Source organism: Candidatus Methylomirabilota bacterium, from assembly GCA_036005065.1.
Lineage (GTDB): Bacteria > Methylomirabilota > Methylomirabilia > Rokubacteriales > DASRDR01 > DASYQW01.
Window position 1 is genome coordinate 16,946 of record DASYQW010000113.1, and the last position, 13,067, is coordinate 30,012.

The 13,067-nt window shown below is 68.9% G+C and carries 10 protein-coding genes and 1 pseudogene; 6 read left to right on the forward strand and 5 right to left on the reverse strand.

The window, feature by feature from the left end; translation table 11 throughout:
* The first annotated feature begins 42 nt into the window (after positions 1 to 42).
* The 5 genes from VGW35_08355 (at position 43) to rimI (ending at position 6,802) form a co-directional block, all read left to right on the forward strand.
* Positions 43 to 840 (forward strand): methyltransferase domain-containing protein, encoded by a 798-nt coding sequence (locus VGW35_08355; protein HEV8307668.1) that lies wholly within the window; start codon positions 43 to 45, stop codon positions 838 to 840.
* A complete protein-coding gene (locus tag VGW35_08360) occupies positions 833 to 1,468 on the forward strand; it encodes a GNAT family protein (GenBank protein ID HEV8307669.1) in 636 nt (211 codons plus the stop codon). Before VGW35_08355 ends, VGW35_08360 begins: the two co-directional genes overlap by 8 nt.
* Positions 1,469 to 1,514: 46 nt before the next feature.
* On the forward strand, positions 1,515 to 3,659 hold the full coding sequence (locus tag VGW35_08365) for an ATP-binding protein (protein ID HEV8307670.1): 2,145 nt from the start codon (positions 1,515 to 1,517) through the stop codon (positions 3,657 to 3,659).
* A 123-nt stretch (positions 3,660 to 3,782) separates the two neighbouring features.
* Positions 3,783 to 5,996, forward strand: a complete 2,214-nt coding sequence (locus VGW35_08370) for an ATP-binding protein (protein ID HEV8307671.1) — start codon at positions 3,783 to 3,785, stop codon at positions 5,994 to 5,996.
* Between the two features lie 323 nt (positions 5,997 to 6,319).
* A complete protein-coding gene (gene rimI / locus VGW35_08375; protein ID HEV8307672.1) occupies positions 6,320 to 6,802 on the forward strand; it encodes a ribosomal protein S18-alanine N-acetyltransferase in 483 nt (160 codons plus the stop codon).
* 112 nt (positions 6,803 to 6,914) lie between these two features.
* Here the strand turns inward: rimI and VGW35_08380 are convergent, their stop codons facing one another.
* From VGW35_08380 to VGW35_08395, 4 genes are all read right to left on the reverse strand, one after another.
* Positions 6,915 to 8,222 carry an MFS transporter gene (locus tag VGW35_08380; GenBank protein ID HEV8307673.1) on the reverse strand — a complete coding sequence of 436 codons (1,308 nt, stop codon included), beginning with the start codon at positions 8,220 to 8,222 and terminating at the stop codon, positions 6,915 to 6,917.
* Positions 8,201 to 9,148, reverse strand: coding sequence for a ribokinase (gene rbsK / locus VGW35_08385; GenBank protein HEV8307674.1), 948 nt, complete (start codon positions 9,146 to 9,148; stop codon positions 8,201 to 8,203). The genes VGW35_08380 and rbsK overlap by 22 nt, the downstream gene beginning before the upstream one ends.
* Positions 9,130 to 10,056 carry a nucleoside hydrolase gene (locus VGW35_08390; GenBank protein HEV8307675.1) on the reverse strand — a complete coding sequence of 309 codons (927 nt, stop codon included), beginning with the start codon at positions 10,054 to 10,056 and terminating at the stop codon, positions 9,130 to 9,132. Before VGW35_08390 ends, rbsK begins: the two co-directional genes overlap by 19 nt.
* A gap of 73 nt (positions 10,057 to 10,129) precedes the next feature.
* Positions 10,130 to 10,570, reverse strand: a complete 441-nt coding sequence (locus VGW35_08395; GenBank protein HEV8307676.1) for a cyclic nucleotide-binding domain-containing protein — start codon at positions 10,568 to 10,570, stop codon at positions 10,130 to 10,132.
* Positions 10,571 to 10,849: 279 nt separating this feature from the next.
* On the opposite strand from VGW35_08395, the pseudogene VGW35_08400 reads away from it, so the two are divergent.
* Positions 10,850 to 11,032: pseudogene (locus VGW35_08400) on the forward strand (Rdx family protein).
* Between the two features lie 31 nt (positions 11,033 to 11,063).
* Here VGW35_08400 and VGW35_08405 read toward each other — a convergent pair.
* Positions 11,064 to 12,302: an acetyl-CoA hydrolase/transferase C-terminal domain-containing protein gene (locus VGW35_08405; GenBank protein HEV8307677.1), complete on the reverse strand. Its 1,239-nt coding sequence runs from the start codon at positions 12,300 to 12,302 to the stop codon at positions 11,064 to 11,066.
* Positions 12,303 to 13,067 lie beyond the last annotated feature (765 nt).

Consider the following 13,067-nt stretch of genomic DNA (forward strand, 5'->3'; position numbering starts at 1 on the left):
GGACCCAGCATGGGTGCGACGGAGCGGATGAGAGGGCGAACGGTGCTCTCGGTAGTCGTGGCCGGGCTGCAATGGGCCCTTGATCGAATGGTCTCGGTCGGGTACGGCGTCGTCTACGATTTTGTCTTCGAGCGGTTTCCGCCGTACCGCGATCTCCAGCGCGAGGTCCTCGCCTTGCTGGAGACCTCGGTCCCGGAAGGCGTGGGCCGACGCGACGTCCGGGTTCTGGACATCGGATGCGGCCCGGGCAACTTCGCCTTCAGCGTGGCCGAGGCCGGCTTCACCGTGGTGGGCATCGACGCCTACGACGGCCTTCTGGAGCTGGCCCGGGAGAAGCGCCGGGCCAAGCGTCTTCCCAATCTCGCCTTCCGCCACGCGGACATCGCCCGGGAGACGTTCCGCGACGAAGGGTTCGACCAGATCGTCAACATCCATTCCCTCTACGTCAGAGCCGACCCCCAGAGGGTGCTGACCGAGGCTCACCGAGTCCTCAAGCCCGGCGGCCACGCGGTGTTCGTGAACTTCACCCGGCGCATCTGGCTCTGGTCGTCCTTCCGCGAGGTCCAGCAGCGCGAGGGGCTGGGGGCCGCCTTCCGGTGCCTGCTGTGGGTGCTGCCGAACTCGGTCTTCGAGGTGACCCGAAGGCGACTCGGGCCGCACTACTGGCAGGAAGAGGAGTTCGCGGCGCGCCTGCGCGCGGCGGGGTTCACGGTGCTCGCGATGCGGCGTACGTTCTTCTACGACGCCAGCCTGCTGGCCTGGGTCCGGAAGGACACCAAGGACGAGATCGGCGGGGGAGCGATCGATCGGACGCCCGGAATGGGACCACCGCATGATTGAGGTAGCGCCGGCGATGTCGCTGGAGGCGGGCTCCGACGGGAGTGAGGCCATCGGCCAGGGGGTGGTGATCGCCCGGGGAAAACGCGTCCAGCTCCGGACCCTGGTGCCGTCGGATCTCGACTTCATGGGCGAGTGGGCGGAGGATCCCTTCCTCGAGCGCATGGTCGGCAGCGAGTTCCTGCACGCCTACAAGCACGTGTACGACAAGGACGCGTCCTTCTACGAGGCGGTGCTGACCGATCCGACTCAGGTCGTCTTCGTCATCGTGGCCAACAAGGGATGGACCAAGCCGGTGGGGCTGGTCCGGCTCTTCAACATCCATCTCCTGGAAGGGTATGCTTTCCTGGAGACGATGATCACGGACCAGAAGGCCATCCGCCAGGGCTTCGGCGTCGAAGCCGGCATCCTGATTACATACTATGGGGTCGATGTGCTAGGCTTGAGGCGGATCGAAGCCAAGGTCTATGAATACAACGTCCTGAGCATGAACTCCCTGAAACGTCACGGCTTCCATCAGGAGGGAATTCTCCGAAAGGCGGGGTACCAGGGAGGCAAGTACTGGGACGTCGTGGTCTTCGGGATCCTCAGGGAGGAAGTCGAAGAGCAGCGCCGTAAGGACAAGCCCTAGGACCGTGTCCAAGTAAACGTGTCGGTGCGCCTTCGCGTGGCCTCCTGTGACACTACATAAGCTAGTCCCCCTCATCGCCCTTCTGTTGAACGTCTCCCTGGCCGGGATCACGCTGTTCCGCAACCCGGCCAGCCGGCTGAACCGCGTCTTCGCCTATTTCGTGTCCGGAATGGCGCTGTGGAACTTCGGCGTCTTCATGCTCCGGCGGGCGCCGGACGACGCCACCGCCTATTTCTGGGAAGTCGTCATCCACATGGGCGTCATCGCGATTCCGGCCTTCTACTATCACTTCGTCCTGATCTTCCTCGACAGCACCACCCAGCACCGGCCCTCGCTGTTCCTCGCCTACTCGCTCGCGCTCGCCTTCGCCGTGCTGAACGTCAGCGGCTCTCCTCTCTTCATGACCGGCGTCAAGCGCGACTACTGGGGATGGGTCCCGGCGACCGGTCCGCTCTACAACGTCAACTTCCTCTGCTTCCTGGCCTTCATGTCGTGGGGCCTCTACCACCTCATCAAGGCCTACACCGACATCGACTCCAGCTTCCGCCGGAACCGTGCCCGCCTCATGCTCCTCGGAACGGCCGTGAGCCTGGCCGGGGGCGTCATCGACATCGTCCGCTTCGTCCTGACCCGGTTCCTGCCCGGGGCCGAGCGGATCTACCCGGTCGGAATCCCCGCCAACATGGTGTTCGCGCTCATGCTCGGTCTCTCGATCGTCCGCTACCGCCTCTTCGACGTGACGGTCGCGGTCAAGAAGACCGCGGTCTACGCCGTCGTCTGTGTGATCCTCACCTCGGTCCTGGCCCTCCTCACCCGAGCCATCGAGCGGTATTACGACCTGGAAGAGCTCAGCGCCGTGTGGATCGTGATCCCGCTCAGCGTCCTCATGACGCTGCTCCTGAGCCCCCTCGGACAACGGGCCGAGGAGCTCATCAAGCGGCTCATGTTCAGCAAGGAGAAGGGATGCTACGAGACCCTGCTCGCCCTCAGCAAGCGGATGAGCGGGATGCTCGACTTCAGCAAGCTGGTGGAGACTCTCGTGCAGGGGCTCGTCCGCGGGATCCCCCTCACCCACTGCGTCCTGATGGTCTACGATCGGCCCACCAACTCCTTCCTCGCCTCCCGCGAGGAAGCCACCACCGAGATGACCGGCGGCGTCGCCTCCATCCGGGCCGAAAGCCAGATCGTCCACTGGCTCAAGCGCACGGGTGACGTCCTGGTGAAGGAAGAGGCGAAGCTCAATCCGAAGATCGCCGAATACTTCGAGGCGGCCGAGGCCGAGCTGGAAGAGATCCAGGCCTCTCTGATCGTGCCGCTCAAGATCGAAAACAACCTGATCGGCATCCTACTGCTCGGCGAGAAGCTCTCCGGAGAGATCTTCGGCAATCAGGAGCTCGAGGTCCTCTCCGTGCTCGCCAATCAGGCCGCCATTTCCCTGGGCAACGCGGCGCTGTACGAGGAGCTGGGCCGCACGAACGCCCGCCTGCTGGAGGCCAACCAGCTCAAGTCGCAGTTCCTGGCCAGCATGTCGCACGAGCTTCGCACCCCGCTCAACTCGATCATCGGCTTCTCCAAGGTGCTGCTCAACCGGCTCGACGGGGACCTCACCGAGCGGCAGGAGGCGTACCTCCGGTCGGTGCACTCGAGCGGCACCCACCTCCTCCGTCTCATCAACAGCATCCTGGACTTCTCGCGGATCGAGGCCGGCAAGCTCGACGTGCACCCGGAGGACCTCGACCTCCACGACCTGGTCAACGAGTGCATCGACTCGTCGGTCCCGCTCGTTCGCGGCAAGCCGCTCAAGATCGAGAAGGACGTTCCGCTCGAGCTGCCGCGCCTCCGCGCCGACCGAACCAAGGTCAAGCAGATTCTGCTCAACCTGCTGAGCAACGCGATCAAGTTCACGGCCACCGGACGGGTGGTGGTCCGGGTCCAGCCCGAGCCCGACGCCATCCACGTGAGCGTCGCCGACACCGGCATCGGGATCAAGGAACACGACCTGGCCCGCCTCTTCGAGCCGTTCCATCGGCTGAACAGCCCGCTCTCGCGCGAGGCCGGAGGCACGGGCCTCGGATTGGCCATCAGCAAGAAGTTCGTCGAGCTCCACGGCGGGCGCATGTGGGCCGAGAGCCGCGAGAATCAGGGGTCTACCTTCCACTTCGCGCTTCCGCTCGTGCGGTCGGCGAACTGAGGGGCCGCCAAACCCATGAACCTCGCGTACCACTGCTCGATGAATGCGGTGGGGGGGTCTGGGGGTGGAGCCCCCGGAGCGCCGCCGCTCCCCCCCAGGATAAACTGAGGCCTCGGCGGGATCATGCCAGCACGCACACTGAGCCGGGATCGGTTGGGCATCAAGATTCTCTACATCGAGGACAATCCCGAGAATCGCATGCTGGCGCGGGCGGTGCTCGAAGCCGAGGGGTATACGGTGGTCGACGCCGAGGATGGGCTGGCCGGAATCGAGGCCGCCGTCCGGGAGAGGCCGGCGCTGATCCTGCTCGACGTGAACCTCCCCGGTGTCGACGGCTACGAAGTCGTCGCCATCCTCAAGTCATTCCCGAACCTCGTCAGCACCCCGGTCATCGCGGTGACGGCCTACGCCATGGAGGGCGACCGCCAGCGGACGCTGGTCGCCGGCTGCGACGGGTACATCCAGAAGCCGATCGACGTCGACGCCTTCCCCCGCCAGGTGGCCGAGTTCCTCCAGGGCCGGCGGGATCGGGTCGAGGAGCGCGAGGAAGGCATCTACCTGCGGGAGCTGAACCAGCGCCTGGTCTACCGACTGGTCAACCAGGTGGAAGAGCTCAAGCGCGTCAACCAGCACTTCATTCGCCGGGCCAGCCAGCTGGAGGAGCTCCACCGTGCGGTCCAGGACCTCACTTCGGAGCTGGGCGTCACCGCCCTTCTCGAGCGGTTCCTGCCCAGCCTGGCCCGAGCCCTCGGCAGCGCCAGCCTCACCGTCGAGCTCAGTGAGCCGCCGGGAGTCCGTGTCGCCGTGCAAGGCGAGGCGGCCGGCCATCCCCGGAGCGTCCTCGCCGAATCCGGCCTGGATCAAGCAGACGACTGGACCGAGGTGGAATGGACCCTCCCCCTGGCCGTCCAGGGCCGAACCTTCGGGGCCATGGTCGCCCGCCACGTCCTGCCGCCCGGCGCCAAGGCTGACGAGGAGCAGCTCCTGAAGATCGTGGCCAATCAGGTGGCCATCGCGGTCGAGAACGCCCGCCTCTACGAAGAGAGCCAGCAGCGACTCGGCGAGACGCGGACGCTGCTGACGGTCAGCCAGGCCGTCAGCTCGACCCTCGACATGACCGAGGCCATGCGGCGCGTGGCCCGGGAAGTCGCCCGAGCCCTCGGCGCCGACATGGTGGGCGCGTACCTGGCCAGCCCCGACGGGGCGAATCTGCGGGCCATCGCCGGCTATCACGTGCCCAAGCATCTGGTCGAGGGCTTTCGGACGCGGCCCATCCCGCTCAGAGGCCACCGCTTCCTCGAAGAGTCCTGGCAGCAGCGCCAGCCGATCTTCTCGGGCGATGCCGAGGCCGACCCCCGCATCGATCGGGACACGTTTCAGCGCTTCCCGCACCGGTCGCTCCTGTTCGTCCCCATGATCGTGCGGGAGGACCCCATCGGCGGGCTCTTCGTCCTGTGGTGGGACCGAAAGCACGACCTCAGCCCCGAGGAGGTGCGGCTGGTGGAAGGGATCACGCGCCAGGCCGCGCTCGCCCTCGAGAATGCCCGCCTCTACGAGGGCGTGCAGGCGCAGATGGCCGAGCTCAAGCGCACCCAGTCCCAGTTGATCCAGTCCACCAAGCTGGCGGCCATCGGCGAGCTCGCCGCCAACGTGGCCCACGAGATCAATAATCCCCTGACGAGCGTGCTCGGCTTCGCCTCCTACCTCGCCGAGCAGATCCCGAGCGGCAAGCCGATGCGGGAGGAGCTGGATCTGATCATCGAGGAGGCCACCCGGGCCCGCGACATCGTCCGGGACCTCCTCAATTTCAGTCGCCAGCGCGAGTTCGAGCTCGAGGTGGCGGACATCAACACGGTGGTCGAGCAGACGGTCGCCATGGTCCGCCGCCAGGGCAGCCTGGACAACGTCACGCTCACCGAGGTCTACGGGACCGGCCTGCCGGCAGTGGAGGTCGACGTCTCTCGAATGAAGCAGGTCTTCCTGAACATCGTCAACAACGCCATCTACGCGATGCGGGACGCCGGTGGCACCCTCACGCTGCGGACCGGGGTCACCGAAGGGCGGGTCCAGGTGGAGATCACGGACACCGGGATCGGCATCGCGCCCGAGCATCTCGACAAGATCTTCGACCCGTTCTTCACCACCAAGCCGGCGGTCAGCGGGACCGGGCTGGGACTATCGGTGAGCCTCGGCATCGTGCAGAGCCATGGCGGGACCATCGAGGTGAAGAGCCAGGTCGGCCACGGGTCGACCTTCATCGTCAAGCTTCCGGCCAAGGGGGACGGACAGGGCGCATCGGCCCCGGGGGACGTCTCCGCCGGGGCACCGCCCGCGTAGGAGCCGGTCGACCGGGCCGCGCCCGCGGGAACCCAGCCAGTGTGTCGGAGTAACCCGGCGCCGACCACCGAGCGCGTAGTGCATCGAGGATTGCTCCGAGCGGCGGCTTCGCCGCCGCCACGACGGGGGGCATCGGGGGGGTCTTCCGAGACCCCCCCGAAATGACCTAGCGTCCGTTCCGAGCCGCGCGGTCTCAGTCGGAACGCACCGGCACCACGCGATTGCCCAGTCGCCGACGATTGCCGCCCCGCTCCGAGCGCGGGCTACGCCGGCGCCACCTTCTCCGGGGGCCCGGCGAGCGCGGCGCCACCCGCGTCCGTCCCATGCGACCGGCCGACACCGCCGCCGCCGCCCGTCTCGAGCGCGCGATCTTCGGTCGTGAAGCCTGGCCGGCCACGGCCTTCGCCTACGTCCGGGCCGTCTTCACGGCCGCGCGTCCCGCCCGCGGCCAGCTCTGGATCGCCGAAACCGCCGGCGGGCAACTGGTCGGCTACACCGGCATCGAGCTCTCCGTCCTCGGCGGGGAAGCGGATGTCATCAACCTGGCGGTCGATCCGGCCCACCGCCGCCAGGGCGTCGGTCGCAGCCTGCTCGCCACCGCCACCGGGTTCTGCCGGGCCCGCGGCATTCCGATCGTCTGGCTCAGGGTCCGGGCCGGGAACGACGTGGCCCGGGCCTTCTACCGGCGCAGCGGGTTCCGATCGGTCGGCCGCTTCCGGGACTACTACGACGATCCGCGCGAAGACGCCGTACTGATGGAGCTCCGCCCGAGCACCCGCCCCCGACTCACGGAGCGCCACCGGTAGGCCGGGGCGACGGCAGGGCGTCAGCACATGAGCCGGCCGCCGCAGGTATCCCGGATCGGCTTGCCCTCCGCGAAGCGCGAGAGCCGGAAGGCATGGCGGCGGGCGAAGCCGGTCAGGATCCGGCGGCCGAAGGGACGGGCGTCGGCGCCCGTCGCGGCGGGCGCCCGGCGGCCGGCCCCTCCCGGATCCCGAGCACCAGGATCGTGGCGACGAAGGCCATGGCGGCGGCCGTGTGGAAGGCGAGCGTGTAGTCGCCGAGACGGTCGTAGAGGTATCCGCCGACCAGCGAGCCGCAGGCGGAGCCAACCTGGTGCGAGAAGAAGATCCACCCGGAGAGCTCCCCGACCGAGTAGCGGCCATAGATCTTGGCGGTCAAGGCAGTGGTGGCGGGCACCGTCGAAATGTAATTGAGGCCGAAGACCGCGGCGAATGCGAAGAGTCCCGGCACCGTCCCCACGTAGGGAAGGAAGATGAGCGAAAGCCCCCGCAGGAAGTAGTAGGCGGCCAGCGGTCCTTTCTGACCGAAGCGGTCGCAGATCCATCCGGACGCCACCGTGCCGACCACGTTGAGCGCGCCCATGATTCCCAGGGCCTGGGCCGCCTGCGTCGCGTGGAACCCGTGCTCGGTCGCGTGGGGGATGAGGTGGGTGAGGACCAGCCCTGAGGTCGTGTAGCCGCAGACCCAGAAGCTCCCGGCGAGAAGCCAGAACGGCGCGGTCCGGGCCGCCTGGGCGAGCCCCGTCCGCTCGGCCGCCATCTCGCCGGCGGTCTTGGGGACCGCCCCGGACGCCGCGCCGTATGGTGCGAGGCCCATGTCCCGCGGATCGTTCCGGATGACGAGGAGCGTCAGCGGGAGGATGAGCAGGAGGAAGCCGATCCCCAGGACGACGAAGGTCATGCGCCAGTCCCAGACCACGGTGAGACTCATGGCGAGCGGCACGATGAGGAGCTGGCCGGCCGCCATCCCGCCCGCCGCGATGCCCAGCACCAGGCCTCGCCGGGCGTCGAACCAGCGGGCCACGAGCGCCGCCGCGACGCCCGGGACGGCCGCCCCGGCCCCCAGGGCGGTCACGACGCCGGCGGTCAGGTAGAGCTGCCAGAGCGTGACGATCGTCGCCGTTCCGATCGCTCCGGCGCCCAGCAGGACGGCCGCGGCGGCCAGGACGCCGCGCGGACCCCAGCGGTCCGCCAGCCGGCCCACCAGGGGACCGACCGCGCCGTACAGGAAGAGTGACAGCGATGCCACGATCGACAATGACGTCCGGTCCCAACCGAACTCGGCCTCCAGCGGCTTGATGAAGACGCCGAACGACGATCGGATGCCCGACGCGGCGAGCAGGACAACCGTGACCGCACCCAGAACGACCCAGGCGTAGTGGATCCGGGGTGGGCGGCCAGTCACCAGGCGGCCTTCGGCCATCGTCCCTCCTGCTCCAGCAACGCGCGGATCTCGTCGCGGCCCGGGAGCGCGTCGATCGCGCCGCGCCGGGTGCACGCCAGGGCCCCGGCCGCGTTCGCGACCAGCAACGCGTCCCCGACCGGGGCACCAGCGGCCAGGGCCGCCGCCAGGGCACCGTTGAAGGCGTCCCCGGCCCCCACCGTGTCTATTGCTGAGATGCGAAAACCCGGCACGTGGATGCCACCCTGCGGGCCCACCAGGACGGCGCCCTCGGGTCCGACCGTCACGATGGCGCCCCTCACGCCGGCCGCGACCAGGGCCCGGCCGGCGGCCTCGGCGGCGGGAATCCCGGCGACCTCGCATCCAGTCAGGAGCCCGGCTTCCGTCTCGTTGGGAGTGATGTAGTCGGCGAGCCTCAGCAGGTCCGCGGGCAAGGGGAGCACGCGGGCCGGCGCCGGGTTGAGGATGGCCGTCTTCCCTAATCGGCGGCTCTCCCGGAGCACCCATCGCACCGTGTCGAGCGAGGTCTCGAGCTGCACCAGGACGACGTCGGCCCAGCCGACCGCCGCGGCGTGGGGCGCGACCTGCTCGGGGGTAAGACGATGGTTGGCGCCCGGGGCCACCGCGATCTGGTTCTTTCCCTCGGGATCCACGGCGATCAGGGCCACCCCGGTCGCCGCTTCGGTCGTCCGGAGGAGCCCCTCGGCCGGCAAGCCCGCGTCGGCCAGCGTCGCCGCCAGGCGGTCTCCCATCGGGTCCACGCCCAGCAGCGTCACGAACCGCACCTCGGCGCCCAGCCGTCGCGCCGCGACCGCCTGGTTGGCACCCTTTCCACCGGCCGAAACCCCGAGCTGTCCGCCCGACACCGTTTCTCCGGGCCGCGGCAGTCGGGGAACGGCCACCGTGAAATCCAGATTGCTGCTGCCGATCACGCACACGCGGGCCACAGGGACTCCTCGTAGCGCCGCAGGAACCGCTCGGCGTCCACCCGGAGGGCGACTCGGCAGCGGGAACCGCCGGAAGCCATGGCCGTCTTCCCGCGGTTCACCGTGCTTGCCGTCTCCACGGTCAGCCGGACCACTTCCGTCTCCACGAGCGTCGGGTCCAGGGCGACACCCACCGCGAGCGGATCGTGCATCGTGAGCGCCGCCCGTTCGGCGCTTCCCTGCCCGTGCAGCCCGGCCCGGGCGACCGTGTAGGCAAACCGGCCCGCCGGCCCCCCGGCGCCACGGAGGCGCTCCACCCGATCGGCCGGCCAGAGCACCTCGCGCGTGACGTCCAGGGGCACGAGCGTCAGCGGCAGGTCCGCCGCCAGCACGAGCGCCGCGGCCTCCGGGTCCACGAAGACGTTGTACTCGGCCGCCGGCGTCACGTTCCCCGGCACTCCCACCGCCCCACCCATGACCACGACGGCTCGGGCGCGCCGAAGCACCTCGCGATTGCGATCGATCGCCGCCGCCAGGTTGGTGAGCGGGCCCAGCATCACGATCGTGAGCTCGCCCGGCCACCGCTGCGCGCTCGCCAGCAGGAGATCGGCCGCGTCGCCCGGGTAGCGATCGAGCGGCGCCTCGGGGAACTGGGCGCTCACGCCGCCGAGCCCATCCTCCCCGTGGAAGTAGGTCGCGGTAACGAGGGGACGCGCCCGGGGCCCGGCCGGGCCGATGGCGACCCGCGGAAGCGCCGGCGGACCGACCGCGCGGAGGATGCGAGCCACGTTGCGCACCCCCACGTCGACCGGCACGTTCCCGGCGACGACGGTCAGGGCTTCCACGCGCCACCCGGGCGCTCGGAACGCCAGGAGGAGCGCGAGCGCATCGTCGATGCCCGGGTCGGTATCGATCAGGACGGGAACCACCGTGACGGGGAGCCCGGCGGGAGGGCCGGTCGGCCGCCATCCGGCCTGACGGTCGGCGGCGATCCGGCGTGCGTCAGGCCGGCGCGGCGATCAGGCTGCGGGCCAGCGACTCTGCCACGAGGCGGTACAGTCGGACAGCGAGCTTGGGCTCCTTGTCCTCCACGAGCGCCAGCTGGTTCCGCGTCAGCTTCACGCAGCGGAGGGGCGTGGTCGCGACGACGCTCGCCGTGCGCGGCTGTTCCACGAGGAGCGAGATTTCCCCGAAGGAGCGGAACGGCCCGAGGGTGCTCAGGACCGTCCCCTTCTGGCCACTGCCCGCGTCGCCGCCTCGCTGGACCTGTGCCGCGCCCGAGAGGATCAGGTAGAGCCCGTCGGCGGGCTCGCCTTCCTTGACGATGGCCTCTCCGGGGTTGAACGCGAGTTGGGTGCCGAAGTTGGTCAGTCGCAGCAGCATCCACTTCTCGACGTCCCATCGGATCTCGAGGTAGCTCGGATGGTCCCGTGGGACCGCCATGGGCTCCTCTCCCCTGGGTTCGGACTCAGGCCGTGGACAGCCGAGCGGGTCTCCCCTCGGCTCGCCCATAGTGCCTCAGAGCCGGCGCCTCTGTCCAGCGGCCGGCCGAGGGGTGGCGGGAGCACGCCGACCCGGCCTCCGGCAGGCTCGGGAGGCCGCGCCCGCGCGTCGGCTCTGGTATCATGGGAGTCAGTCGATCCCCTGTGACGCACGGGAAAGGAGGTGAGCCCAGTGCAGATCCAGATCACCTACTGCACGGAATGAGACTACTATCCCCAGGCCTCCAGTCTGCAGGCCGCAATCAAGAAAGAGTTCGGAGTGACCGCTGACCTGAAGGGTGGTCACGCTGGCGTCTTCGACGTGGTGGTCGACGGTGACCTCGTCTACTCCAAGGACCAGACCTATCGCTTTCCGACGAACGAGGAGATCTTCGCCCAGATCAAGACGCGCCGGAAGGCCTGAGCACACCCGAGAGCTGGCCCGGCCGACGCCGTCAACGGGCGTCGTGCCACTCTCGCTCGAGGCGCTCCCGGTAGCGCGGGTGAGCCAGCCCGACCAGCGCGCGGGCGCGCTGGTCGACGCTCAACCCCCGCAGTTCGGCGCGCCCGAACTCGGTGACGATGCAGTCGGTGAGATGCCGCGGCGTCGTCACCTTGGCGCCCGCCCCCAGCCGGCCCACGATCCGCGAGACCTGCCCGTCGCGTCCGGTTGCGGGTAAGGCGATGACCGACCGCCCGCCTGGCGCCCAGTACGCGCCCTCGACGAAGTCGAACTGACCGCCGATCCCCGCCACTTGCCGGTCTCCGATCGATTCCGCGTTGACCTGGCCGGTGAGGTCCACCTCGATCGCCGAGTTGATGGAGACGAACCGCTCGAGCTGGGCCACCACCCGCGGGTTGTGGATCAACGAGGACGGCTCCATGTTGACGACCGGATTCTCGTGGACGAACCGGAAGAGGGCCTCGCTTCCCATGATCTCGCCAAGGTCCATCCGCCCCGGATTCCGGCTCTTCCGGGCGTTGGTGATGATGCCGCGCTCGAGCAGCGGCAGCATGGCGTCCACCAGCAGGGAGTGGATGCCGAGGTCTCTCCGGTCGCCCAGGACCCCGACCATGGCTTCGGGCACCGACCCGATGCCGATCTGAATCGTCGCCCCGTCAGGGACGAGGTCCGCCACGTGGGCGGCGATCCGACGCTCGGTCTCCCCGACCGGCGGTGCTGGATACGGCACCAGGGGACGATCGACCTCGACCCAGGCCGCGACCTCGTCGAGGCCGAGCGTGCTGTCGCCGCGGGTCCGCGGCATCCGGTGGTTGACCTCGGCGATGACGAGCGGAGCCGTCCGCGCCAGCGGGAGCGGATAGCTCGTCGACACCCCCAGTGAGAGTCGGCCGTCTCGGTCGGGAGGCGCGGTCTGGACCACGACCGCATCCGCCGCCCACGGCCCGCCTGGCCCGAAGATCCAGAGCGTGTCGAAGTACCGGGCCGGGATGAACTCCACCTGCCCCCGCGCCATCGCCTCCCGCAGCGCCGGCATGATGTGGAAGGTGACCCAGCGGAACGTCTCCTGGTGCTCCCGGGCACAGAACGGATAGTCACCGAGGAGGAGCCCGCCCATCAGCGTGAGAGGACGAAGGCGGGGAGCCCGAGCCACGAGCGCCTCGACGAGACTCCGGGGCTCCGCGCACCCCGGGGGAAGCAGGACCCGCATCCCCGGGCGGAGGTGACTCACGGCTTCGTCCGCGGTCACCGCCCCCCGAAACCGCGCGGTCAGGGGCTCCCCACCACGGAAGCCCGGCGGAGCGCCAACCCCGGCATGGAGTCGAGGTCGCCGTCCGTCGTCCCGGCGACAGCGTCGCGTGTGATGTCGTCGACCAGAGGTCCTGGAGCTCCCGTCATAATCATGACACCCGTGCGCTCGAGCCCTGAGATCCGGCCGGATGGCGGCCAAATGCCGGGCGATAAGGGCGGCACCGGTGTCGACGATCTGGCCTGAGAGGAATTCGGAGCCGATGCTGAGGGTCTCGGCCACATCACGGTCCTGGCCCCGGATGATAGCACAGCCACCCCCAGAACTCGGGAAAGGCGAGGAGTTTGCACATTGGAAAGAGCAGGCGGCGCGGCGGCAAGGCCAGCGGGGAAGACATAGCTAGAATATTGGCCTTATTAGATAGTAATTTATGGCCAATAACATCATGTGGGGTGTAATCCAGGGCCCCAGCTGCGGATATGAAACGCGGCGGAAACTTTTTGCTCGCTTGAGCCGTCTCATGGAAGGCGAAGGTGAAACCTGAGACCGGCGATCAATCGTAAAGGAAGGTGGCAATGAGCCGACACGCCGTGGCCGAGATCGACCCGCCCCGCTCGAAGCGGAAGCCCGAGGAGCTGGGGGAGGACCCCACCGCCCTGACGGGCGAGCTCGTCTCGGCGGACAAGGTCGAAGACGTGCTCGCGACACTCGACATTCAGCCGGCCGCCCCGGGCGACGAGCCGATGG

Coding starts and splice junctions, on each gene's coding strand:
- VGW35_08360 (HEV8307669.1), top strand. CDS start 833: ATGATTGAGGTAGCGCCGGCGATGTCGCTGGAGGCGGGCTCCGACGGG.
- VGW35_08380 (HEV8307673.1), bottom strand. CDS start 8,222: ATGGCCGAAGGCCGCCTGGTGACTGGCCGCCCACCCCGGATCCACTAC.
- rimI (HEV8307672.1), top strand. CDS start 6,320: ATGCGACCGGCCGACACCGCCGCCGCCGCCCGTCTCGAGCGCGCGATC.
- VGW35_08395 (HEV8307676.1), bottom strand. CDS start 10,570: ATGGCGGTCCCACGGGACCATCCGAGCTACCTCGAGATCCGATGGGAC.
- VGW35_08370 (HEV8307671.1), top strand. CDS start 3,783: ATGCCAGCACGCACACTGAGCCGGGATCGGTTGGGCATCAAGATTCTC.